General features: G+C 64.1%; 25 protein-coding genes and 1 tRNA gene. 13 read left to right on the top strand and 13 right to left on the bottom strand.

The features are described from left to right. Positions 1–157: 157 nt before the first annotated feature. The 6 genes from FJ959_RS25975 to FJ959_RS25950 all read left to right on the top strand — a co-directional run bounded on the left by FJ959_RS25975 (position 158) and on the right by FJ959_RS25950 (position 6,009). Positions 158–1,768: an ABC transporter substrate-binding protein gene (locus tag FJ959_RS25975; RefSeq protein ID WP_140632859.1), complete on the top strand. Its 1,611-nt coding sequence runs from the start codon at positions 158–160 to the stop codon at positions 1,766–1,768. A gap of 138 nt (positions 1,769–1,906) precedes the next feature. Continuing rightward, positions 1,907–2,893: an ABC transporter permease gene (locus FJ959_RS25970; protein WP_140632856.1), complete on the top strand. Its 987-nt coding sequence runs from the start codon at positions 1,907–1,909 to the stop codon at positions 2,891–2,893. Then, entirely contained in the window at positions 2,890–3,720 is an 831-nt protein-coding gene (locus FJ959_RS25965) for an ABC transporter permease (RefSeq protein WP_140632853.1), read from the top strand. The genes FJ959_RS25970 and FJ959_RS25965 overlap by 4 nt, the downstream gene beginning before the upstream one ends. Further along, positions 3,717–4,718 (top strand): ABC transporter ATP-binding protein, encoded by a 1,002-nt coding sequence (locus FJ959_RS25960; protein ID WP_181171979.1) that lies wholly within the window; start codon positions 3,717–3,719, stop codon positions 4,716–4,718. Before FJ959_RS25965 ends, FJ959_RS25960 begins: the two co-directional genes overlap by 4 nt. Further along, a complete protein-coding gene (locus FJ959_RS25955; RefSeq protein ID WP_140558316.1) occupies positions 4,715–5,506 on the top strand; it encodes an ATP-binding cassette domain-containing protein in 792 nt (263 codons plus the stop codon). Before FJ959_RS25960 ends, FJ959_RS25955 begins: the two co-directional genes overlap by 4 nt. Continuing rightward, positions 5,503–6,009, top strand: a complete 507-nt coding sequence (locus FJ959_RS25950; protein WP_140624445.1) for an L-2-amino-thiazoline-4-carboxylic acid hydrolase — start codon at positions 5,503–5,505, stop codon at positions 6,007–6,009. Before FJ959_RS25955 ends, FJ959_RS25950 begins: the two co-directional genes overlap by 4 nt. 12 nt (positions 6,010–6,021) lie before the next feature. On the opposite strand, the gene FJ959_RS25945 is transcribed toward FJ959_RS25950, so the two are convergent. From FJ959_RS25945 to FJ959_RS25930, 4 genes are all read right to left on the bottom strand, one after another. Next, positions 6,022–6,768 (bottom strand): ATP-binding cassette domain-containing protein, encoded by a 747-nt coding sequence (locus tag FJ959_RS25945; protein WP_140500435.1) that lies wholly within the window; start codon positions 6,766–6,768, stop codon positions 6,022–6,024. After that, on the bottom strand, positions 6,761–7,822 hold the full coding sequence (locus tag FJ959_RS25940) for a ribose ABC transporter (protein WP_140500436.1): 1,062 nt from the start codon (positions 7,820–7,822) through the stop codon (positions 6,761–6,763). The genes FJ959_RS25945 and FJ959_RS25940 overlap by 8 nt, the downstream gene beginning before the upstream one ends. 99 nt (positions 7,823–7,921) lie before the next feature. Next, entirely contained in the window at positions 7,922–8,899 is a 978-nt protein-coding gene (locus FJ959_RS25935; RefSeq protein ID WP_140584091.1) for an ABC transporter substrate-binding protein, read from the bottom strand. A gap of 426 nt (positions 8,900–9,325) precedes the next feature. Further along, on the bottom strand, positions 9,326–10,231 hold the full coding sequence (locus tag FJ959_RS25930) for a sugar-binding domain-containing protein (RefSeq protein WP_140632850.1): 906 nt from the start codon (positions 10,229–10,231) through the stop codon (positions 9,326–9,328). A 286-nt stretch (positions 10,232–10,517) separates the two neighbouring features. On the opposite strand from FJ959_RS25930, the gene FJ959_RS25925 reads away from it, so the two are divergent. Next, positions 10,518–11,426, top strand: coding sequence for a tagatose-bisphosphate aldolase (locus FJ959_RS25925; protein WP_140632848.1), 909 nt, complete (start codon positions 10,518–10,520; stop codon positions 11,424–11,426). A gap of 35 nt (positions 11,427–11,461) precedes the next feature. Next, entirely contained in the window at positions 11,462–12,916 is a 1,455-nt protein-coding gene (locus tag FJ959_RS25920; protein WP_140632845.1) for an ROK family protein, read from the top strand. A 40-nt stretch (positions 12,917–12,956) separates the two neighbouring features. Here the strand turns inward: FJ959_RS25920 and FJ959_RS25915 are convergent, their stop codons facing one another. Next, on the bottom strand, positions 12,957–13,568 hold the full coding sequence (locus tag FJ959_RS25915) for an NAD(P)-dependent oxidoreductase (protein ID WP_140584085.1): 612 nt from the start codon (positions 13,566–13,568) through the stop codon (positions 12,957–12,959). A 36-nt stretch (positions 13,569–13,604) separates the two neighbouring features. Further along, complete coding sequence (locus tag FJ959_RS25910) at positions 13,605–14,243, bottom strand: DsbA family protein (RefSeq protein WP_140632842.1); 639 nt, start codon at positions 14,241–14,243, stop codon at positions 13,605–13,607. 134 nt (positions 14,244–14,377) lie between these two features. Here FJ959_RS25910 and FJ959_RS25905 point away from each other — a divergent pair, with 134 nt between their 5' ends. Further along, the gene (locus FJ959_RS25905; RefSeq protein WP_140632839.1) at positions 14,378–15,295 is read left to right on the top strand and encodes a LysR family transcriptional regulator; all 918 of its coding nucleotides are present in this window, start codon (positions 14,378–14,380) and stop codon (positions 15,293–15,295) included. An 88-nt stretch (positions 15,296–15,383) separates the two neighbouring features. On the opposite strand, the gene FJ959_RS25900 is transcribed toward FJ959_RS25905, so the two are convergent. The 4 genes from FJ959_RS25900 to FJ959_RS25885 all read right to left on the bottom strand — a co-directional run bounded on the left by FJ959_RS25900 (position 15,384) and on the right by FJ959_RS25885 (position 18,406). Continuing rightward, positions 15,384–15,680 (bottom strand): DUF982 domain-containing protein, encoded by a 297-nt coding sequence (locus FJ959_RS25900; protein WP_140624452.1) that lies wholly within the window; start codon positions 15,678–15,680, stop codon positions 15,384–15,386. Positions 15,681–16,018: 338 nt separating this feature from the next. Beyond that, complete coding sequence (locus FJ959_RS25895) at positions 16,019–16,330, bottom strand: hypothetical protein (RefSeq protein WP_224518917.1); 312 nt, start codon at positions 16,328–16,330, stop codon at positions 16,019–16,021. A gap of 72 nt (positions 16,331–16,402) precedes the next feature. Continuing rightward, complete coding sequence (groL, locus tag FJ959_RS25890) at positions 16,403–18,034, bottom strand: chaperonin GroEL (protein ID WP_140513825.1); 1,632 nt, start codon at positions 18,032–18,034, stop codon at positions 16,403–16,405. Between the two features lie 57 nt (positions 18,035–18,091). After that, entirely contained in the window at positions 18,092–18,406 is a 315-nt protein-coding gene (locus FJ959_RS25885) for a co-chaperone GroES (protein ID WP_140513826.1), read from the bottom strand. Between the two features lie 336 nt (positions 18,407–18,742). On the opposite strand from FJ959_RS25885, the gene FJ959_RS25880 reads away from it, so the two are divergent. Together FJ959_RS25880 and FJ959_RS25875 are read left to right on the top strand one after the other, a co-directional pair. Beyond that, positions 18,743–19,084, top strand: coding sequence for a hypothetical protein (locus FJ959_RS25880; protein ID WP_224518916.1), 342 nt, complete (start codon positions 18,743–18,745; stop codon positions 19,082–19,084). A gap of 24 nt (positions 19,085–19,108) precedes the next feature. Beyond that, complete coding sequence (locus FJ959_RS25875; RefSeq protein WP_140500453.1) at positions 19,109–19,387, top strand: usg protein; 279 nt, start codon at positions 19,109–19,111, stop codon at positions 19,385–19,387. A 123-nt stretch (positions 19,388–19,510) separates the two neighbouring features. On the opposite strand, the gene FJ959_RS25870 is transcribed toward FJ959_RS25875, so the two are convergent. Both FJ959_RS25870 and FJ959_RS31925 read right to left on the bottom strand, forming a co-directional pair. Then, positions 19,511–19,828 (bottom strand): DUF982 domain-containing protein, encoded by a 318-nt coding sequence (locus FJ959_RS25870; RefSeq protein WP_140500455.1) that lies wholly within the window; start codon positions 19,826–19,828, stop codon positions 19,511–19,513. A 91-nt stretch (positions 19,829–19,919) separates the two neighbouring features. Further along, the gene (locus FJ959_RS31925) at positions 19,920–20,069 is read right to left on the bottom strand and encodes a hypothetical protein (protein ID WP_181165362.1); all 150 of its coding nucleotides are present in this window, start codon (positions 20,067–20,069) and stop codon (positions 19,920–19,922) included. 26 nt (positions 20,070–20,095) lie between these two features. On the opposite strand from FJ959_RS31925, the gene FJ959_RS25865 reads away from it, so the two are divergent. Both FJ959_RS25865 and FJ959_RS25860 read left to right on the top strand, forming a co-directional pair. Next, a complete protein-coding gene (locus FJ959_RS25865) occupies positions 20,096–20,578 on the top strand; it encodes an Hsp20 family protein (RefSeq protein ID WP_140522628.1) in 483 nt (160 codons plus the stop codon). Positions 20,579–20,656: 78 nt separating this feature from the next. Further along, on the top strand, positions 20,657–21,163 hold the full coding sequence (locus tag FJ959_RS25860; protein ID WP_140522630.1) for an Hsp20/alpha crystallin family protein: 507 nt from the start codon (positions 20,657–20,659) through the stop codon (positions 21,161–21,163). 328 nt (positions 21,164–21,491) lie between these two features. On the opposite strand, the gene FJ959_RS25855 is transcribed toward FJ959_RS25860, so the two are convergent. Beyond that, positions 21,492–21,568 (bottom strand) — tRNA-Met (locus tag FJ959_RS25855). Positions 21,569–21,694 lie beyond the last annotated feature (126 nt).

The raw sequence follows: 21,694 nt of genomic DNA, 5'->3' as shown, positions 1-21,694 counted from the left end.
CTCCCGTAACTGGTCCAGCGAACAAAAATTTCAAAGCCACGCCACGATGCGCCAATTCCGTCTCTGGCGAAAGCCACGGCAAGGCCCATAATCAAACGTGCATGGAAACGCCCGAAAGGCCTCCATGGAAGATATGAGATAGAGGGGGAATAGGATGATGCCGGAGTTCAGGATTTCACGCCGCACGGTGCTTGCGGGCTCTGCCATGCTTCTGGCCTCCACCGCGATGCCGGCCTTGAGCTCGGCCCAGACGCCGAAGAAGGGTGGCCGCCTGGTGCTTGCGGCCGATTCCGAGCCGCGCAACCTCAACCCGGCCATCGTCGCCTCCAACGGCGTCTTCTTCATCTCCAGCAAGATCGTCGAAACGCTGGCCGAGGCCTCCTTCGACGGCAAGGACGGGCTTGCGCCACGGCTGGCGGTCAGTTGGGAAGGTGCCGCCGACGGGCTGTCGGCGACCTTCAAACTGCGCGAGGGGGTCAAATGGCATGACGGCAAGCCGTTCACCTCGGCCGACGTCGCCTTCTCGGCGCTGCAGATCTGGAAGCCGCTGCAGAATCTCGGCCGCACCGTGTTCAAGGATCTGGCCGCGGTCGATACCCCTGATGAATTGACCGCCGTGTTCAAATTCGCCAAGCCGACGCCCTTCCAGCTGATCCGCAACGCTCTGCCGGCGCTGAGCAGCGTGGTGCCGAAGCACATCTACGAAGTCGGCAAGATCGAGGACAATCCGGCCAACAACGCGCCCATCGGCACCGGCCCGTTCAAGTTCGCCGAATACAAGGCCGGCCAATACTACCGGCTGACGAAGAGCACGGATTATTGGGGCAAGGGCGAGCCCTATCTCGATGAGATCATCTACCAGGTGCTGCCCGACCGCACTTCGGCGGCGAGCGCGCTGGAAGCAGGAGAGATCCAGCTCGCCGCCTTCTCCGCCGTGCCGCTGGCCGATCTTGACCGCATCTCGAAAGTGCCGGGCCTGAAGGTGATCACCAAGGGCTATGAGGGACTGACCTACCAGCTCGTCGTCGAGATCAATCATCGTCGCAAGGAGCTCGCCGACCTGAAGGTGCGCCAGGCGATCGCGCATGCCATCGACAAGGATTTCGTCGTCAAGACGGTGTTCCTCGGCTATGCCGCCACCGCCACCGGCCCGGTGCCGAAGAACGACCCGCAGTTCTATACCGCCGACGTCCCGACCTATGCCTTCGACGTCGCCAAGGCCAATGCGCTGCTCGACGAGGCGGGTTACAAGAAGGGCGCCGACGGCAAGCGCTTTTCGCTGAAATTGTTGCCGGCTCCCTATTTCAACGAAACCAAGCAGTTCGGCGACTATCTGCGCCAGGCGCTCGCCGCCATCGGCATCGACGCCGAGCTCGTCAACAACGATTCCGCCGCGCATATCAAGGCCGTCTACACCGACCACGCTTTCGACCTCGCCGTCGGCCCGCCGGTGTTCCGCGGCGACCCGGCGATCTCGACCACCATCCTGGTGCAGAGCGGCATTCCGGACGGCGTGCCGTTCTCCAACCAGGGCGGCTACAAGAACGATGCGCTGGACGCGCTCATCGCCAAGGCGTCCGAGACGCTCGATGCATCGGCCCGCACCGATCTCTACAAGGAGTTCCAGAAAGAGGTGGCCGCCGACCTGCCGCTGATCAATGTCGCCGAATGGAGCTTCATCAGCGTCGCCCGCGACACGGTCGGCAACATCGCCAACAATCCGCGCTGGGCGGTATCGAACTGGGCGGACACATATCTGGAATCGTGACAGTATTTCGCGGATGAACGTTCGCGAAATCATCGTAGGCGTTGAGTTCTACGAGGCCCCCCTCTGTCCTGCCGGACAGAGGGCGGCGCTCAAGCGCGACATTTTGTTCAGTTGTCTCACCACCTCTTCGACGCCGCCATGAACCGCGCCCTCACGCTCCTCCGCCGTCGCCTCGTCGGCAGCATCTTCGTGCTTTTGATCGTCGTCATCGGCACGTTCCTGCTGCTCGAAGCCGCCCCGGGCGACGCGGTCGATGCCTATATCGTCTCGACCGGCGGCGATGCCGGCATGATCGAGCTGTTGCGCCATCGCTGGGGCCTCGACCAGTCGGAGCTGACGCGGCTCGCCAACTATCTCTGGGCGCTGCTGCATCTCGATCTCGGCCAGTCCGTCACCTTTTCGCGGCCGATCCGCGACGTGATCCTCGAGCGCCTGCCGACCACGCTGTGGTTGATGGGCAGCGCCACCGCGCTTTCCTTCGGCCTCGGCTCGGCGCTGGGCATCTATGCCGGCGCCAGGCCGGGCAGTTTTCGCGACCGTTTTCTCTCCATCGGTTCGCTGGCGCTCTACGCGGTGCCGGGTTTCTGGCTCGGCCTGGTGCTGATCGTCGTCTTCGCTGTCGACCTGCGCTGGCTGCCAATCGGCGGCATCGAGACCATCGCCTCCGGCAAGGCCGGCCTCGACCGCGCCGCCGACATCGCCATCCATCTCGTCCTGCCGGTCTCAGCCCTCGGCTTCATCTACCTGGCGCTCTATTTGCGGATGATGCGTGCCGGCATGACCGAGGTCTGGCGGCAGGATTTTGTGCTGGCCGCCCGCGCCAGGGGCTTGTCGCGCCGCCGCATCGTGCTTGCCCATGTCGCCCGCAATGCGCTGCTGCCATTGGTCACGATGCTCGGCCTGCAGTCGGCGCAGATGCTGGGCGGTAGCGTCGTGATCGAGAGTGTTTTTGCCGTGCCCGGTCTGGGTCGGCTGGCGCAGGAGGCAGTGGCCGCGCGCGACACGCCCTTGCTGCTCGGCATCATTCTCGTCAGCGCCGTCCTGGTCATCGTCATCAATCTTCTCGTCGATGTCGCCTATGCCTTTCTCGACCCGCGCGTCGGCGCCAGCGAGGCCGGCACATGAGCACGCTCCGCCGCTTTCTGCGCACGCCGGAGGCGGTCGCCGGCGCCATCCTCCTGGCGGCATTGTGCGTCACGGCCCTGTCAGCGCCGCTGCTGTTTCCGGGCGACCCGCAAGCCATCGCCGGCCCGGCGCTGCTGCCGCCCTTCCAGGACTGGTCGCTGCCGCTCGGCACGGATCGCCTTGGCCGCGACGTGCTGGCCGAGCTTTTCCACGGCGCTCGCACGTCGCTTGCCGTCGGCCTTGCGGCAGCGGCCGCCGCACTGGCCATCGGCTCCGTGGTGGGCACGGTGGCCGGGTTTGCCGACGGCCTCACCGACGAGGTGCTGATGCGCGTCACCGATGCCTTCCAGACCGTGCCGGGCTTTTTGCTCGCTCTGGCCTTCGTCAGCGCGGTCGGCCCTTCGATCGGCGTCGTCGTGGCGGCAATAGCGCTCGGCACCTGGACCGGGCCCGCGCGCGTGGCCCGCGCGGAAGTGCTGTCGATCCGCGAGCGCGACTACGTCGCCGGCGCGCGCGTCATCGGCATGCATCCGCTGGAAATCGCCTTTCGCGAGGTGCTGCCCAATGCCTTGCCGCCGGTGCTGGCGCTGTCCTCGGTGATCGTGGCAGCGGCGATCCTCACCGAGGCGGCTTTGTCCTTCCTCGGCCTTGGCGACCCCAATCGGGTCACCTGGGGCGGCATGATAGCTGAGGGCCGCGCCGTGCTGCGCACCGCGCCCTTCCTGTCGATCGTACCCGGCATAGCACTGGTCCTGACGGTGCTCGGCGTCTATCTCGCCGGTGAAGGCATCGTTGAAACCACGGCGGTCCGAAGAGGCCTGTCGTGACCGCGCTGGCTTCGATCCGCAACCTCGCGGTGACCTACCGCCGTGACGACGGCGAGGTGGTGGCGCTGAGAGACATCAGCCTCGACATCAAGGCTGGCGAGCGGCTGGCCGTCATCGGCGAAAGCGGTTCGGGCAAAAGTACGCTGGCTTTGGCGATTGCGGGGTTGTTGCCGGCGAGCGCCAGGATTGACGGACGTATCGATTGGGTTTTGCCAGCGTTGGGTGCGAAGGCACCCCCCTCTGTCCTGCCGGACATCTCCCCCTCAAGGGGGGAGATTGGCAGCTTCGCCGATGGCTCCCCTACACCATTGGGGATTGGCGAAGGCCGAGATGAAGGTGCAATCTCCCCCCTTGAGGGGGAGATGTCCGGCAGGACAGAGGGGGGCCTCATAGAACGCAGCGTCCAAAAGACCACTTCCAAACCAAGCCCCACACCCCTCCTCGGCCGCGATATCGGCTTCATCTTTCAAGACCCGTCCGCCAGCCTCGATCCTGTCATGACCGTCGGCAAACAGATCGCCGAAGTCTCCCGAACCCATCTCGGTCTCACATGGCCTCAGGCATACGCCAAGGCGAAGGATCTGCTCGAACGCGTCCGTCTGCCCGACCCGGACTCCGCCCTGCGCGCCTATCCGCATCAGCTGTCCGGCGGCCAGAAGCAGCGTGTGGCGATTGCAGCCGCGATCGCAGCCGGCCCAAGACTTTTGATCGCCGACGAGGCGACCAGCGCGCTCGACACCATCGTGCAGGCCGAGATCGTCGCACTGATCCGGCGGCTGGTGGAAGAAGACGGCATGACGCTGCTGTTCATCAGTCACGACATTGCGCTGGCCGCCGAGCTGGCGGACCGCATTGCCGTGTTCCGGCATGGCGAATTGATCGAACTTGGCGCCACGCAACAGATCGTCAGTGCGCCAACTGAAGCCTACACGCGCGCGCTGCTCGAGGCCCATATCGGCCTCGACGCCGAACCGCTGCACCACGGTGTGATGGCATGAGCGCCCCCGTGCTGGCGGTTTCCAACCTTACCAGGCATTACCGCCGTGGCGGCAAGACAGTTACCGCGGCCGACGACGTTTCTTTCGAAATCGGGCCCGGCGAGACGCTGGCGCTGGCCGGACCCTCCGGCAGCGGCAAGTCGACGATCGCCCGGCTGGTGCTGCGGCTGATCGAGCCGGATGCCGGCCGGATCGAGTTTGAAGGCCATGATTTCCTGGCTCTGGGCGGCGCCAGCTTGCGTGCGCGTCGCGCTCGCTTGCAGATGGTGTTCCAGGATCCGCTTGCCGCCTTCAATCCGCGCGCCACGGTGGCGCGCGTGCTTGACGATCCTTTGCGCATCCACGGCGTCGCCTCCCGTTCCGAGCGCCCGCGCCGTATCGCCGCCCTGCTGGAGCGCGTCGGGCTTACGGCGGAGCTCGCCTCTCGCGCCATCCACGAAATCTCGGGCGGCCAGCGGCAGCGGGTGGCGATTGCCCGCGCCATGGCCACGAAACCCTCGCTGATCGTGCTCGACGAAGCGGTGTCGGCACTCGATGTTTCGGTGCGCGGACAGATCCTCGATCTTTTGCTCGACCTGCAACGCCAGGAACGGATCGCTTATCTCTTCATTTCGCATGATCTCGGCGTCGTCAGGGCCGTCGCCCACCGCGTCATCCTTCTCGACGGCGGGCGGATTGCCGAGAGCGGCGATGCCCGCGCCGTCATCGATGCGCCGCGATCGGCTATCGGCAAGGCGCTCGTGGCAGCCGCACCAAAGCTCAGAAGAACCACGCAGGAAGCATCATGATCGACCCCGAAGCCAGAGCCGAGAAACTGTCGCGCGAACTCGATTCCGCATTCCGCAACCGGGCCGACCTCTATCGCCTGTTCCTGGATCAGTTGACCGGAGAGCTGGGCGCCGAAAGAGCCGAGGCGATAATGACCCGGACCATCGAGCAGCGCGGCAAGGAAGTGGCCGCAGCCGCCTTCGCCGCATTCGGTCCCAACGACGCGCGCTCAATCGGCGAAGCTTTCCTGTCGGTCAGCCCGGATGACGGCCGGATGTATCCGACCGATGTCGAACGCGGGCCCGACCGCATCGCCTTCAAGGTGAAACGCTGCCCCCTCAAGGATGCTTGGGTCGAGGCCGGCGTCGGCGAGGAAAAACTCGCGACGCTCTGCCGCATCGCCGGCGCCTTCGACCGTGGCCTGTTCGAGGCGACCGGCGTGCGCTTCGACAATGTCACCTGGACGCCCGGCCACGGCAGCGGCTGCTGCCATATCGCGCTGACCAACCGCGATGCCGGCTAGCAATTGACGGCCTTAGCCGCCGACCATCAGTCTGACGACCTCATCATGGTTGGTCTCGGAAATCTTGCGCTCGCCGGCCTGGATCCCGCGCCGCAGCACGACGATGCGATCGGAAACGGCGAAGATGTCCTGCAGATTATGCGAGATGAAGATCACGCCGCGCCCTTGCGCCTTGAGCTGATGGATGAGCGAAATCACCTTGCGCTGCTCCGGCACGCCGAGCGCGGCCGTCGGTTCATCCATGATCAGGATCTGCGCGTCCCAGTAGACGGCGCGGCCGATGGCCACGGCCTGGCGCTGGCCGCCGGAGAAATTGCTGACCGGCGCGTTCAATCGGCTGACGTGGAAGTCCAGCCGCTTCATCGTCTCCCTGGCGGCCTCGGCCATGGCCTTGCGGTCGAGCACCGGCAGGAAGCCGAACGCCTTGCGCATCGGTTCGCGGCCGAGGAAGATGTTGGCACCGATCGACAGATTGTCGGCCAGCGCGAGATCCTGGTAGATCGTCTCGATGCCCTTTTCGCGCGCCTCCTGCGGCGTGGCGAAAGCCACCGGCTGACCTCTGAGCAGGATTTCTCCGCCCGTCGGCTGGAACACGCCCGATATTGCCTTGATCAGGGTCGTCTTGCCGGCGCCATTGTCGCCGGCAAGCGCCACCACTTCGCCCGGCCGCACGGCCATGGAGAAATCGTTGAGCGCCCGTACCGCACCGAAGTGCTTGGAAAGGTTCCGGACTTCGAGGAGGGGCTCGGTGCTATTCATCCTGACGGGCTCCACTGAACCGGCGCTGCGCCTGGTCGATGAGAACGGAAATGATGATGACGACGCCGACGGCGATGAACTGCCAGAACGGCTCCACATTGACGAAGACCAGCCCGTATTGGATGACCGCGATCACCAGCGCGCCGGCGACGGTGCCGAAGATGGTGCCGGAGCCGCCGAACAGGCTGGCGCCGCCGATCACCACCGCCGCGACGCTGTCGAGCAGCAGCGGTTCGCCGGCCTGCGCTGCCCCCGCCGTGAAGCGCGCGGCATAAAGCGCGCCGCCAAGGCCGGCGCACATTGCCGACAGCACGTAGAGCCGCAGGATGTGGCCCCTGATGTCGATGCCGGCGCGGCGCGCCGCCTGCACATTGGCGCCGATGGCGTAATTGTGCTGGCCGAAACGGGTCTGGCTGAGCAGATAGTGCATCACGACGACGAAGACAGCAGCGATCATCACCAGATAGGGCACGCCATGGAACTTGCCGTTGCCGAGCAGTGCGAACCAGGAATTCTGTACCGGCACTGTCGTGCCGCCGGCAAGCAGGAAGGCGACACCGCGGGCGACGCCGAACATGCCGAGCGTGCCGATGAAGGGCGGAACCCTGAGCCGCGAGATCAGCAAGCCGTTGATGACGCCGGGCACGCCGGCCACGATCACCGCGGCAAGGATGCCGGCCAGCATGGCCAACGGCAACGGAATGGCGGCGCCCGCCATGTTGGTGGCATGCGCGGCGATGACCGCGGCAAGGCCCATGATGAAGCCGAGCGAAAGGTCGATGCCGCCTGATATGATGACGAAGGTCTGCCCGGTCGCCAAAAGCAGCGGCGCCACGGCGAAAATCGCGATGGATTGCAGATTGAACGGATTGAGCACGAAAGTGGCGCCGAAGGCGCTCCGCGACCAGATCTCGAAACAGATGATCAGGCCGGCGAGAAACAGCCAGGCGCGCCCCTCGGCGATGCGTGCGATCCAGCTCCTGGCGGGATCGCCGTGGTCAGCCTGGGGGGCGACATGCTTCTCGGCTGGCTGTGCTGGTGATGTCGAGGTCATGAGTACTCCGCGGCGCGGCTGCCTTCAAACAGGTCCCGCCCTGGCGGGACCGGCACAGGCTCCTCCCGGCGCACCGGGAAGAGCCAAGCTGGTCCGGACTTACTCGGAATAGAGATACTTCGAGATGTTCGGATCGGCGATGTTGGACTTGTCCATGATCGTGAAGCCGGTGCCGATCATGACCGGGATGGATTGGCCGGTCAGGTGGGCATAGGCCGAGACGACGCCGAAATAGCCGATCTCTGCGGGATGCTGGGCGATCGCCACATCCACAAGGCCGGTGTTGATGTTGTCGACGATGCTGGTCGGAGCATCGAAGGCAACCACTTTGACGGTGCCCGTCTGCCCTGCCTGCTTGACGCCATTGGCGGCGCCCAGCGCCGAGAACAGATTGGCTCCGAACACGCCGACGAGGTCGGGGTTGCGCGCGAACACCGCCTGCAGCTGCGAGGCCGCCTTGTTGGCGTCGTCGTCATTGAACTGGGTCTCGAGAACGGTGATGCCGGGATGGTTGGCCATCTCCTTCTTGAAGCCTTCCTCGCGCTGGTCGGTGGTCGAGATGCCGGGCTTGACGTTGGAGACATAGACCTTGCCCTTGTCGCCGACGGCCTTGGCAAGCGCCCGCGCCGCGATCTCGCCGCCCAGCACATTGTCCGAGGCGATGTAGGCCAGCGGGAAATCGGCGTCACCCGCGCCGGTCTGATAGGCGCCGGTGCCGATGAACGTATCCACGGTGATGACCGGAATGCCTGCGTCATTGGCCTTGCGCAGCGGCTCGACCAGCTGGACCTTGTCGGTAGGCGCGATCAGGATCGCGTCCGGCTTCTTGGCGATGACCGCGTCGAGCACCGGCACCTGGGTGACCGGATTGAACTCAGGAGCGCCCTGGAAGACCAGGTTCACGCCAAGCGCGTCGGCCGCGGCCTGGGCGCCCTTGCGCATGGTGATGTAGAAACCGTCGGTGGTCAGGCCCGGAACGAGCGCGATGGTGTATTTCTTGTCCTGCGCCTGCGCGGGCGCGATAAGCACCGTCGCGCTGACGGCGAGAGCCGCGAGCGCGGCAACGATCTTCTTCATGACATCCTCCTCATTGTGTTGGCAGATCTGCCGTTGCAAGTGACATCGAATGGCCGTCGTCCGCTTGGGACAGACGGCCGGGAACGCCTGTTTGCTTTTCGCGGGCAGCTCCTCCCAAGCGCCCTCCAGTCGATATGTCAGCCGGTCCAGCCGACCGGCACGATAGCCACGGTCACTTCCTCGCCTCCGCGAGGTCAGAGAACCACGGCACCCGGCATGCATTGCACGCTAAGTTCACAAACTTGTAACACTTTGCAGAAATAAATTGCAACTCGGTTTTCCGGGTCGCAACGCCGGATTTTTCACGCAACATCCGACTGCTCCACAAAGTCCCGCCGAACTATTGCCTCGACTTCTCGGCGGCACAACCGATTTCGTAAAATCGCCCTCGCGAACTGGAATGCGGCGGCGGGGCGTCGGGTGGCACTATCGCGGCGGCAGGGTAGCGAGGATGGCTTGCGCCGTCTTCGTATCCGTTATCACGGCGTTGATCAGCCGGGCGCGAGCGGCGCCGATGATGGCCGTCGCCTTTTCCGGCGACGCCGCGACACCGATCACCAGCGGCACGGCGCGGAGCTGCGCCGGCGACATAGCGATCATCCGGCCCTCTCCTTCCCAGGCGATCAGCGCGCCATCGGCATCGAAATGATGCCGAAGGACATCGCCGGCCGCATGGACCAGCGCCTGCTCGCTCGGCGTGGCTGCGCTCGCCTCGGGTGCATTGATGGCATGCGGCAGGCCGATGCCGACGATCGCCACATCGGTCCTGTCCCACAGCGCGACGGCATCGCTGATGGCGGCATCACCAAGGAAGACTTCACGCAATTCACTGGAAGGCAGATAGGGCGCATGAATGAAGTGCGGTATCCCGCCGAACTCCTCGGCTGCGAGGCGGACGAATTCGTTGACCTGAAAATGCGCCGCGTGCTGCTGCATGCCGCCGGTGGCGGCAACGGTCAGCACGCCCGGAATGCGTGGCAGGCCGGCGCGGATCACCTCGCGCACCGCGCGCCCCCAGCCGATGGCGACCACGGAGCCGGCCACCAATTGCGCCTGCTTGAGAAGGCCGCCGAGCGGGCCGGCCAGCGCCGTCAGCGCGCCTGCGGCCGGCGTCTCGACCACCGCTGCGTCACGCAGGCCTAGCCTATCGATTAGCTGTCCGGTGATCTCCTCAGGTGCCGCCAGATCGAGAACCTCGATACGGACGATCCCTTCCGCCCGCGCCCGCTGCAAGAGGCGCGATATGGTCGCGGTGGAGACGCCAAGCTGCCGCGCGATATCGACCTGCGACATCTCCGCCTCGTAATGCAGTTTGGCGACCGTGTGCAGCATCGTGCGCGATGCGGTCGCATCCTGAATGGGAGGGACAGCCAGCTTGCAATTCCTTTCAGCAACGTGTTACACACGTATACGCCGATGGGAGTTATCGCGCAAATCCGGCGAACCCGCAACTTGAGGCCGTTCCTGCCCAGGCGCCGGCAAGGTGTGCCTTTCCGGGCAATCGACGGCGCATCAAGACGGCAATTCTCCCCTGCCGGCAGGCGGGCAAAAACTGAACATTCTTGTTTTCACGGGATCCGCGCCCTCGGCCAGAGAGCGCTAACATCGGACAGAGACCATGACAAAGATGACCACCGCGGAGCTGCGCGGCTATCAGCAGATATGCGGCAAGGACGGGGCCATGCTGGCCATCGCCTGCGACCAGCGCGGCGGCATGCGCACCTTGCTGGCGTCGGATCCGGCCGAACAGGCCAGGATCACCAACGACATGCTCGGGGACACCAAGGCCGACATCACGCGCTACCTTGCAAGTGCCGCGTCCTGCGTGCTGCTCGACCCGCTCTGCGCGGTGCCGCGGGTTGTCGAGGAGGGCGTGCTGAACCGCGATACCGCGCTGCTTATCGGCCTCGACGCCTCGGGTTTCGACGTCTCGCCTGAAGGCTATCGCCTGTCGCGCCTTGTCCCCGGCATCGATGCGCGCCGCGTGCGCGAACTGGGTGGCACGGGCGGCAAGATCATGGTGTATCTGCGGGCCGACAAGCCCGAAGCGAATGAGCACAACATTGCCATCCTGCGCCAATGCATCGCCGACTTCGGGCAGGAAGATTTGTTGCTCGTCGTCGAATTCCTGACCTATCAGCTCGAAGGCGAAAGCCCTGAAGATTATGCGACGAAGACGCCGTGGCTTGTCGAGGAAGGCACAAGGATCTCGCTGGAGTGCGGGGCGAAGGTGCTGAAGCTTCCGTATCCCGGAACGCCGGAAGCCTGCGCCAACATCACGAGAATGGCCGGCGAGGTGCCGTGGGCGGTGCTTTCGGCCGGCGTCAACCACGCCACCTTCCTCGGCCAGGTCGAGATTGCCATGCAGAACGGCGCCTCCGGCGTCATCGCCGGCCGCTCGCTGTGGAAGGACTGCATCTCGCTCGATCGTGACATTCAGCGCGAAAGGCTTAAGACCATCGCGGTGCCGCGATTGCGTGAGATCCAGGCGGTAATCGGGCATCACCGGCGCAAGGCCGCCGCCTGATATCCGCGTTGGATCACCGGCACCTGCAGGACGTCATGCCTCTCAGCATAGGGATAGATATAGGCGGCACCAATCTGCGGGCCGCCCGCATTTCGGGCACCGGCGAAATCGTCGAACGTCTGTCCGAAAAGAGCGCGCCAGACCCGCAGGCTGTGCTCTCGCGGATCGCCGGGATGGTGCGCCGGCTCGACACAGCGGAGGTTTCGGCCATCGGCATCGGTGTTCCCGGTCGCGTCGACGCGCATCGCCGCGCGGTCCTGTCCGGCGGCTACGTCAATCTGGCCTCCGTCTCGCTGGCGCAGCGCCTGGAAGACATGGCCGGCAAGCCCGTCGTCATCGACAATGACTGCAACATGGCACTGGTCGCCGAGATGGCGCTCGGCGCCGGCCGGGGCCATCACGACGTCGCCATGTTCACCATCGGCACCGGCATTGGCGGGGCCGTCGCTCAACATCGGCGGATCGTGCGTGGCCGGGCAACGGCAGGGCAGCTCGGCCACATCACTGTCGACGTCAATGGCGAGATCTGCGCCTGCGGCCGGCGCGGTTGTGTCGAGACCACCAGTTCGGGCACCGCGCTTGGCCGTCACATCGCGCGGGCCGGCTTGCGTCCCGACCTTTCGGTCGACCAGCTCTTTGCCCGCGACGCCGCCGGAGACGTCCAGGCGCGCGCTATACTCGAAGCCTGGGCAATGCCTTTGCGTGCCGCCATCGATACCAGCGTCGCCATGTTCGACCCCGGTGTCGTCCTGCTCGGCGGCGGTCTTGGCCGGGCGGCACACAAGGCGCTCGGCCGCGCGCCGGCCCTGGCGCCCTGGTATCAGTGCCCGGTCGAGCCGGCGCAGCTCGGCGACGAGGCCGGCGTGATCGGGGCGGGATTGCAGGCGCTGGCCGGAACAGACAGGGCGACAGCGCCGATTTTTGGCCGGCATTTTGTGCAAGCCGGCGCGGCCAGGCGCGCCGTGCTGGTCAACGGCATCCCGGCCAGCGGCAAGAGCACGGTGTCGCGCGGCATCGCCGACCGCATGGGATGGCCGTTGCTTGCGCTCGACACGATCAAGAATCCGTTTCTCGAGGTGCTCGGCGGCGGCGACCGCGCATTCAACCGCACGCTCGGCCGCGCCAGCTATCAGGCGATCTGGTCAGTCGTCGGCGAAGCCCCAGCGGGCTCCACATTCATCGTCGACGCCTGGTTCGGTTTCCAGCCGCGCGAGCTGCTCGAGGATCATCTCAGGAATGCCGGGGTCGAACAGACCGTCGAAATCTGGTGCCATGCGCCCGGCGAAGTCCTTGCCGAGCGTTACGGCGCCCGGCTCGGCCAGCGTCTCCCCGGCCATCCAGGCGCAGCCTATATCCCCGAACTGATCGAACTCGCCAGGCGCGCCGAACCGCTGCGGCGCGGCCCGCTCTTCGACGTCGACACGACGAAACCGATCGACCTCGATGCCATCACGGCATGGCTGCGAGCGATGATGACAGGCGACGTTTAGAATGTTGGTGGACAAGAAGCAGCTGGCTTGGCCTGCCTAGTCAATAACCGACGGTGAAGCGCTGCTTTATGTGGGCGGGCTTCTCGATCTCGTCGACCATCGCGATGGCGTAATCCTCGAAGGAAATGCTGCTGCCCTTGTCCGAAGCCAGAAGCGTGTCCTTGCCGAGGCGGAACTTGCCGGTCCGCTCGCCCGGGATGAACATGGCGGATGGCGACAGGAACGTCCAATCGAGGTCATCGATGGTCTTCAGCTTGTCGAGGAAGCCGGCGCCCTTCTGCGCCTCGGCCTTGTAGATGTCGGGAAATTCGGGCGTGTCGACCAGCCGCTTGCCGGGCGCGACCTCAAGGCTGCCCGCACCGCCGACGACCAGGTAGCGCTTCACGCCGGAGGCTCGCACCGCGGCGATCAGCGTGTCGGCATCGCTGTCGAGGAAATGCACCGAACTGGTCACCACATCATGGCCGCGGATCAGCTTGGCCAGGCCTTCCATGTCGAAGACATCGCCCTTCCTGGCCGTCACGCCAGGCAGCGCCGCGATTTTTTCAGGATTGCGGGCGATGCCGGTGACCGTGTGGCCACGGCCGGAGAGTTCTTTGAGCAGGCGCGAACCGACTGCGCCCGATGCGCCGATGAGAGCGACTTTTGCCATGTCTTTTTCCATTCCTTGTTGGAGGTCGGTTGGGGGTCACGCGGCCGCGATATGAGCGAGGAGATTGTCGAAACTGCCGAACAGCGCGTTCGAACCGATGAGGCGCGGCGCATCGTTGCTCATGATGGCGAGCGAAGGCACGCCGTTGGAATGCAGGCGCTGGAACAGCGCGCGGCCTCGGCCGACCAGTTCGCGGTGAGCTGTCAGCAATCCTTCGGTTGGCGCCTTCACCAGTTCGCCGGCATCGGCCATGCCGGCGTCGGCGAGCACCTCGGCGACACCGCCGACCGTAACGATATCGCGCCCATCGACATAGCGCGCGTTCTGGATCGCCTTCAGCGCGGCCAGCCGGCGGCCGGGATCTTCCGGGCCCGCTGCGGTAATCGCGAGGGTCGCGGCATGGGAATCCAGCAACGTGCCGCGAACATTCAGCACGTTGTCGCGATAGGCCTGCGTGAAAACCTGTCCCGTTAACCGCTCGATGCGCTGGTCGTTCGCCCAGGCATGGGCGGCAAAACCGTCATCCATCGGCCGAGCGCCTGCCCCCGAAAACAGGCCGGTCGGCAAGAGCTCGACGCGCACGCCGCTGCCGGACAGTTTTTCGAGCATCGGGCTTGCGCCATAACACCAGCCGCAGAGCGGATCGAAAAGGTAGGTCACTTCTGGATTGCCCACGGTCGCCCGGTCTCCGTTGCGGTGGCGTTGGCTGCCCCGTCCGCCAAATGTCTTGGCTTACATGTGGCAGGTGATGGTCTTGCAATAAATGGTGCCCAATAATACAGACTGTCTGATCTAATCAGACAAAGCATGTGACCGAACTCCTCAATCTCAATCGGCTTGTCTATTTCACCACGGTGATGGAGACAGGCTCGTTCACCACGGCGGCGGACCGGCTTGGCGTGGCCAAGGCCGTGGTCAGCCACCAGATCGGCAGGCTTGAACAGGAATTGTGCGCGACGCTCATGCGGCGCACGACGCGGCGTGTCACGCCGACCGAGGAGGGTCGCCTCTTCTACGACCGCGCGATGATCATCCTGCGCGAAGCCGAAGCGGCCTATGGCGAGATCTCGCACGGGGCAGTCGAACCCAAGGGAATGCTGAGGCTGACCGCGCCGCTCGACTATGGCACGAAGATCGTTGCGCCTGTCATGGCCGCCTATCTCCGAACTTATCCGCATATGCGCGTCGAGGCGATTTTCGATGACGCCGTCAGCAATCTGGTGGACGAGCAGATCGACCTCGGCATCCGCGTCGGCTGGCTTGCGGATTCGTCCAATCAGGCGCGGCGCCTGGGCACGATACAGCAGGTCGTGGTGGCGAACCCGACCTTCGCCGCAAGCCTGCCGCCCGATGTCACCCCGCGCCAGGCAAGATCGCTTGCCTGGGTCGGCAACGCCCAGCTGCGCGGCATCGGCCAATGGCTGTTTTCAAGAGAGGGAGAAACGGTGTTGACCGAACTCAACCCGGTCATCATGTGCGACAAGAGCCCGGCGGCTCTTGCCTGCGTGCTCGCCGGTATCGGATTGGGCGTATTTCCCGACTACAGTGTCGGCGACGATATCGCCGAGGGACGTCTCGTGCCGGTATTTGCCGACTGGATGTTGCCTGCCGGCGGCATCCATGCCGTTTTCCCTCCGGCCCGGTTCCGGCCAGCCAAGGTCCGCGCCTTCGTCGAGTTGCTGGCGGCCGCCGAGAAGAAACGCTCGCGTCTCGTCGAAACGGCCTGAGGCGACGGAGACAGCCCGCCAGCTCAAGGCCGACGGGCCGATCATTTTGGATCGCCGGGGCGCTCACCGATAGGTCGCGTATAGATCCTCAATCCGCTCGCACGGCGCGGCCACCGGATGCGATACTGGCAGGCGAGATCATATTCGGCACCAGAATGTCATTGCGGCGCGCGAAGGCGATCAAGGTCGCCCGCACGGTTTCCGCATCGATCTCGCCGGCAATGCCGGCTTTGCAAGCGTTGAGGGCGACGGCATGGGCGCCGTTTCGGCTGGCAACGGGCCAGTCCTGCAACACGGCATATGCTTCCATCGCAGTCTCGATCGTTACCGGAAGCCCCATTCCGACCAAGATCGTCACGGGTTCTTCAAAGCGCATCTGTGCCATGATTTAAACCTCCATTCGATGGCAAACGAACCGAAGCATGTCGCGCAGCCTGGTGCGCGAAGACAGGTCGGCGCGGATAGGGCGGGTGCGCCGGTGTCGTCGGATTTCCGGCGGCCACGAGCCTGATCTCGGCTGGCTCGACCGGGCTTGGCTTGAGCACCGGCGAGCCTCGGCCAGGCGCCGGTAGCGCCCTATGCGCCCTGGCGAGCGCCTCGAGCCAGGCAAGGACGGAAAGCGGCGGAAGCGCCCGCCCATCGAGCCAGGCGGCGACCTGGCTTTGCGGGCAACCAAGCTCGTCGACGAGGTCTGCCGCTTTCCACCTCAACGTTTTCAGGCATTCACGCAATTGGCCCACGATCATGTCGGTCCTCTTCCCAACCGGACATCGGTCCATCGTTTGCTGTGGGGCTCCGATGATCGCGTCCTCCATCCCTGGTTGAGCCGCCGGAGCCTTCCGAGGCTGCCGACACATGCTGCGCGGCCAGGAACATCAGCGTCGACGCCGCCGTACGGCGGCTCCAGCCTGCGGACTCGGCCATGTCGAGAACACGCATCAACAATGGCCCCAGCACGCTCCTGCATTCTGCCTCGTAGGCGAGAAATTCGTTTGCCGGATGCGTGGGCGCCGAAACGGAACCGATACCGGTCATAGTGGTCTCTCTCCAAACTTTCCCCGGGAAGCGCCCGCTCCCACTTGTGGGAGCGGGCGGCCTCCCGGCGTCCTAGAAGTCCATGCCCGCGCCGGCGGGCATGGCAGGGGTCGCGGCCTCCTTCTTTGGCTTCTCGGCCACCATCGCCTCGGTGGTGACCAGCAGGCCAGCGACGGAAGCGGCATCCTGAAGCGCGGTGCGCACGACCTTTGCCGGATCGATGACGCCTTGGCCGTAGAGATCGCCGAACTCGTTGGTCTGGGCGTTCCAGCCCCAGCCGAACTCGCTCTTCTCACGCAGCTTGCCGACGATGATCGAGCCCTCGGCGCCGGCGTTCTCCGCGATCTGGCGCACCGGGGTCTCGATCGCACGCCGCACGATCTCGACACCGGTCCTCTGGTCGGCATTGTCGATCGGCAAGGCATCGAGCGCCTTGGCGGCCCGGAGCAACGCGACGCCGCCGCCCGGGAGTACGCCTTCCTCGACCGCCGCACGGGTCGCATGCAGCGCGTCGTCGACACGGTCCTTGCGCTCCTTCACCTCGACTTCCGTCGAACCGCCGACACGGATGACGGCGACGCCACCGGCGAGCTTCGCCAGCCGCTCCTGCAGTTTCTCGCGGTCGTAGTCGGAGGTAGTCTCCTCGATCTGCGCTTTGATCTGGGCGATGCGGCCCTGGATCTCTTCCTTGCGGCCAACGCCGTCGACGATGGTGGTGTTTTCTTTTTCGATCACCACTTTCTTGGCGCGGCCCAGCATCTGCAGCGTGACGTTCTCGAGCTTGATGCCGAGATCCTCGCTGATCGCCGTGCCGCCGGTGAGGATGGCAATATCCTCCAGCATCGCCTTGCGGCGATCGCCGAAGCCGGGCGCCTTGACTGCCGCGACCTTCAGGCCGCCGCGCAATTTGTTCACGACCAGCGTGGCGAGCGCCTCGCCCTCGACATCCTCGGCGATGATCAGCAGCGGCTTGCCCGACTGCACGACTGCCTCGAGGACGGGGAGCATGGCTTGCAGGTTGGACAGTTTCTTCTCGTGGATCAGCACATAGGGCTCTTCGAGCTCGACGCGCATCTTGTCCTGGTTGGTGATGAAGTACGGGCTGAGATAGCCGCGGTCGAACTGCATGCCTTCGACCACCTCCAGTTCGGTCTCGGCGGTCTTGGCCTCCTCCACCGTGATGACACCTTCATTGCCGACCTTCTCCATCGCCTCGGCGAGGAACCGGCCGATCTCGGGATCGCCATTGGCCGAAATGGTGCCGACCTGGGCGATCTCATCGTTTTTCGTCACCTTGCGGGCGTTGGCCTTCAGTTCGGCGACGACCGCTTCCACGGCCTTGTCGATGCCGCGTTTCAAATCCATCGGATTCATGCCCGAGGCGACGGCCTTGGCGCCTTCCTTGACGATGGCTTGGGCCAGAACGGTCGCGGTTGTGGTGCCGTCGCCGGCGATGTCGTTGGTCTTCGAAGCGACTTCGCGCACCATCTGCGCGCCCATGTTTTCGAACTTGTCTTCCAGTTCGATCTCCTTGGCCACCGTCACACCATCCTTGGTGATGCGCGGCGCGCCGAAGGATTTATCGATAACGACGTTGCGGCCTTTGGGACCGAGCGTCACCTTCACCGCATTGGCCAGAATGTCGACGCCGCGCAGCATCTTCTCGCGGGCTTCGGTATGGAATTTCACTTCCTTGGCAGCCATTGGATCACTCCTTCAATTTAGGCAGCTTTCGTTGACTGATAACTTGGCAAGAAGCCGTCAGGCGGCCTTCTTCACGGTCGCGGTCTGCTCGATCACGCCCATCACATCGCTTTCCTTCATGATGATCAGGTCTTGGCCGCCGAGCTTGATCTCGGTGCCGGACCATTTGCCGAACAGAATGCGGTCACCCACCTTGACGTCGAGCGGCTGTAGCTGCCCGGCTTCGTTTCGGGCGCCGGGGCCGGCGGCGATCACCTCGCCTTCCTGCGGCTTTTCCTTGGCTGTGTCGGGAATGATAATGCCGCCAGCCGTTTTCTCCTCGGCTTCGATGCGGCGGACCAGGATACGGTCGTGCAATGGGCGGAACGTCATGTCGTTCTCCTTCAAGGACAAACAGTTTTTGAGGTTCCTCCGCGCCGGACCGGCAATATCGGCCCGGCAAGAGGTGCCGCGACCCTTGTTCAGGCATCGCGCGCGCATATCGAGCTAGTTTTGGAATTTTCCGGTTTCAAGAGGTCCGCGCAAAAATTTTGGCACTCGTCGCATGAGAGTGCCAACGCGTTGTTATCATGCAGGGATTCTCGCCAGGTCGACGATTTCACCGCTTGAATTTTGGTGAAGAGCCAACAAGATTATCCGGGCCGGCGCTGCCAAAGCACAGCCGGAAACTGGACGCTATCGAGGAGTTTTTGCAGACGGAGGACAGCGATGGACCGACAGAAATTTTCGCCGATCATGCCTTCCCTGACTGACACGCCCGACACCTCGCTTGACCGGCTGCTTTCGCCGGCGAGGCACTTCAAACATCCTGACGAGGTATTGGAAGACGACGCGCTCGACCTCTGGGAAAAGCGGGCGATCCTGTCGTCTTGGGCCTCGGATGCCTGCGCGGTGGAGTCGATGCCGGAACTGCGCCTGCCGCCGGGAGTCGAGCGGCCGGTTTCCTTCGACCACGTCATGGAGGCCTTGTGCAAGCTCGACATCGACGTGCCGGCGCCGCGGTCCACGCCGGATGAATTCCGGCACGACTTCGCCAGGATGAATGCATGAGGTCGTAAGCGAAAGGAGAAACATATGGTGACTGCGGTCAGCAGAGAATTCCGCCTGCAGATGGACGGCTACGGCCTGACCACGGCCGAGATTCACTATCATATGCCTGACTACCCCAACCTGCTGCAGCTCTATGTCTGGCAGGAATACGACCTCGCTCCCGATTTCCCGGAGCTGAAGGGCTTCCTTGGCTATTGGGAAAGCGAACTGGACGGCACGCTGCATTCCGTGCGCGTCGCACATCATCGTCTAATCACACCGTCGGAATGGCGCGCCGTTGACGGCATCGTTGCCATCCATTGAGCGGATCACATTGAGCGGATCAAAAAACCTGAAGCGCGTCGCCTGCAACGCGGCGCGCTCAAAGGCTCGATTGAGCATACCTAAAATCAGAGTTCCCGAGCAGGATGAGTGATGGGATTCGTGTCATCCTGCTCTGACAGCCATCGGCTGGGCCGTCCTTGACATCGCCGCGGAACGGAATTGCTGGGGCGAAGCGGAGCGGCCCCTCGTCAGGCCGGCTCGCTTGGCCGCCTTCAAGAAGGCCTTGTAGGCGGCACGCCCGCTGCGCCAGCCATCCAGCGCATCACGGCATGCACGGCCGGCGGCGCGCCAGCTTGGTCCGCGCGCCCATTTCGGCCATTGTTGATCCAGGCATTCCAGAGCCTCGAAGCTGCTGGCGACCTTGCGTGGGGCGTCCGACAATTCGAGGGTAATCGGCTGGGGAAACCGAATATCGTTCATCACTTCCTCCGTTTTTTGACGTCTTTTTGCGAGTAAGCAATCGGATGGCGTCACCGGCGACCGTCCATCCGTGATCGAGATGGTCAGCCGTTCAGGCCGCGTCAAGGGCCGCCGGAATCTCGACGAGACGTTCGATCAGGCCTCTTGACGCCACGCCCGTCAGTTCCCAGATCGATTCCGCCGGCGCCGGAAGGGCCGGCAGGTCAAGGAGTGCCGCATCCTTGGCACTCCTCGTACCCATGTTGCTCAGCGAAGGAGGATATGGCTATGAGAACCGCTTTCGACTTTTCACCACTCTATCGGTCGAGCATAGGCTTCGACCGTATTTTCGACCTGCTGGAGAATGCCAGCCGCACGGCGAACGTCGACAACTGGCCGCCCTACGATATCTCCAGGACCGGTGACGACGCCTACCGCATCACCATGGCGGTAGCCGGCTTCAGTCAAGACGAATTGAGCATCGTGCATGAACCCAACATGCTCGTCATCGCCGGCGAGCGTGCCGGAGAGGACAATGGCGAATACCTGCATCGCGGCATCGCCGGACGGCCGTTTGAGCGACGCTTCGAACTTGCCGACCATGTGAAGGTGACCGGCGCCGGCCTCGTCAACGGTCTCCTGACCGTCGATCTTCAGCGTGAGATTCCCGAAGAGATGAAACCGCGCAAGATCGAGATCGGCACCAGCATGGCCAAAGCCAAGGAAAAATCCGCGGCAAAGCCCGTGCAAGTGGAAAAACAGGCTGCGTGAGGCAATTCGGGTCAGGGCTTCCACCAACCGGACGCCGGTCGCCCGGTGGTGGAGACGCAAGCAAAGAGGAGAAAGACAATGAGCGTACGTGATCTCATTCCTTTTGGCCGGGAACGCGGACAGGTGCCCAGCCTTTTGCGCGATGGCGAACGTGATCCGTTCATGTCGTTGCACCGCGAGGTCAACCGTCTTTTCGACGATGTTTTCCGTGGTTTCGGTTCGGGGCTGCCATCCTTGTCTTCCGTTGCCGCCGAGGGCGCACGCTGGCCAAGCGTCGAGATCTCCGACACTGGAAAGGAGGTCCGTGTCACGGCCGAAGTGCCCGGCATGGAGGAAAAGGACATCGAGGTCCTGCTCGATGACGACGTGCTGACCCTGAAGGGCGAAAAGCGGTCCGAGACCGAGGACAAGGAGCGCCAGTTCTCCGAGCGCTATTACGGCCGTTTCGAGCGCCGCATTCCGCTCGGCGTCGAGGTAGAGCAAGACAATGTCGAAGCGCGCTTCAGGAACGGCGTCCTGACGGTTACATTGCCGAAGACCGCGAAAGCGCAAGCGCAGGCAAAGCGGATCGAAATCAAGAGTTGAACCACCTATGCCGGCGGTTGGACAAACCCACCCGCCGGTTCAGGTCGAGATGTTGACGGCTTACACTGCGGACGCCATTGCTTTGCCGGCTGGATTATTTTCGGCGACAGGTCTGTCTTTTGTGCGGTGGCCCGGCTTGCCCGCCCCCCTGGTCGCTTTGGCTTGGCTGGGCTTTGGCGGGCGGATTGTGTTTGGTTTTGCGGGCTTTGTTTTTGACCTTGGGCGTCGGCTTTGGGTGTTTGCTGGGCTGTGATGAGGGTTCTCAAATCAGCGGGGGGCCATCAGCCGGATACAAGAACAGCCCGGGGTGAGCCGGGCTGTTTTGATTTGGTTGCGGGGACAGGATTTGAACCTGTGACCTTCAGGTTATGAGCCTGACGAGCTACCGGGCTGCTCCACCCCGCGCCACCTATGAGCAAGCGTGAGCTTGCTTCGACCTCTGGAAGCAGGTGTTTCTGCTTCGATGTTTGGAAGCGGGCGATTGCCTGCTTCGCGCCGCCAAATTGAAAGGGCCGCTTACGCGGCCCGTTG

This window comes from Mesorhizobium sp. B2-2-4 (assembly GCF_006442375.1).
In the GTDB taxonomy this organism is placed as follows: domain Bacteria; phylum Pseudomonadota; class Alphaproteobacteria; order Rhizobiales; family Rhizobiaceae; genus Mesorhizobium.
This window is presented reverse-complemented; position numbering and strand designations above follow the sequence as displayed.

Coding starts and splice junctions, on each gene's coding strand:
- groL (WP_140513825.1), bottom strand. CDS start 18,034: ATGGCTGCCAAGGAAGTGAAATTCCATACCGAAGCCCGCGAGAAGATG.
- FJ959_RS25925 (WP_140632848.1), top strand. CDS start 10,518: ATGACAAAGATGACCACCGCGGAGCTGCGCGGCTATCAGCAGATATGC.
- FJ959_RS25880 (WP_224518916.1), top strand. CDS start 18,743: ATGGACCGACAGAAATTTTCGCCGATCATGCCTTCCCTGACTGACACG.
- FJ959_RS25875 (WP_140500453.1), top strand. CDS start 19,109: ATGGTGACTGCGGTCAGCAGAGAATTCCGCCTGCAGATGGACGGCTAC.
- FJ959_RS25930 (WP_140632850.1), bottom strand. CDS start 10,231: ATGCTGCACACGGTCGCCAAACTGCATTACGAGGCGGAGATGTCGCAG.
- FJ959_RS25955 (WP_140558316.1), top strand. CDS start 4,715: ATGAGCGCCCCCGTGCTGGCGGTTTCCAACCTTACCAGGCATTACCGC.
- FJ959_RS25915 (WP_140584085.1), bottom strand. CDS start 13,568: ATGGCAAAAGTCGCTCTCATCGGCGCATCGGGCGCAGTCGGTTCGCGC.
- FJ959_RS25975 (WP_140632859.1), top strand. CDS start 158: ATGCCGGAGTTCAGGATTTCACGCCGCACGGTGCTTGCGGGCTCTGCC.
- FJ959_RS25895 (WP_224518917.1), bottom strand. CDS start 16,330: ATGACCGGTATCGGTTCCGTTTCGGCGCCCACGCATCCGGCAAACGAA.
- FJ959_RS25865 (WP_140522628.1), top strand. CDS start 20,096: ATGAGAACCGCTTTCGACTTTTCACCACTCTATCGGTCGAGCATAGGC.
- FJ959_RS25950 (WP_140624445.1), top strand. CDS start 5,503: ATGATCGACCCCGAAGCCAGAGCCGAGAAACTGTCGCGCGAACTCGAT.
- FJ959_RS25920 (WP_140632845.1), top strand. CDS start 11,462: ATGCCTCTCAGCATAGGGATAGATATAGGCGGCACCAATCTGCGGGCC.
- FJ959_RS25945 (WP_140500435.1), bottom strand. CDS start 6,768: ATGAATAGCACCGAGCCCCTCCTCGAAGTCCGGAACCTTTCCAAGCAC.
- FJ959_RS25965 (WP_140632853.1), top strand. CDS start 2,890: ATGAGCACGCTCCGCCGCTTTCTGCGCACGCCGGAGGCGGTCGCCGGC.
- FJ959_RS31925 (WP_181165362.1), bottom strand. CDS start 20,069: ATGGGTACGAGGAGTGCCAAGGATGCGGCACTCCTTGACCTGCCGGCC.
- FJ959_RS25885 (WP_140513826.1), bottom strand. CDS start 18,406: ATGACGTTCCGCCCATTGCACGACCGTATCCTGGTCCGCCGCATCGAA.
- FJ959_RS25870 (WP_140500455.1), bottom strand. CDS start 19,828: ATGAACGATATTCGGTTTCCCCAGCCGATTACCCTCGAATTGTCGGAC.
- FJ959_RS25970 (WP_140632856.1), top strand. CDS start 1,907: ATGAACCGCGCCCTCACGCTCCTCCGCCGTCGCCTCGTCGGCAGCATC.
- FJ959_RS25860 (WP_140522630.1), top strand. CDS start 20,657: ATGAGCGTACGTGATCTCATTCCTTTTGGCCGGGAACGCGGACAGGTG.
- FJ959_RS25935 (WP_140584091.1), bottom strand. CDS start 8,899: ATGAAGAAGATCGTTGCCGCGCTCGCGGCTCTCGCCGTCAGCGCGACG.
- FJ959_RS25940 (WP_140500436.1), bottom strand. CDS start 7,822: ATGACCTCGACATCACCAGCACAGCCAGCCGAGAAGCATGTCGCCCCC.
- FJ959_RS25900 (WP_140624452.1), bottom strand. CDS start 15,680: ATGGCACAGATGCGCTTTGAAGAACCCGTGACGATCTTGGTCGGAATG.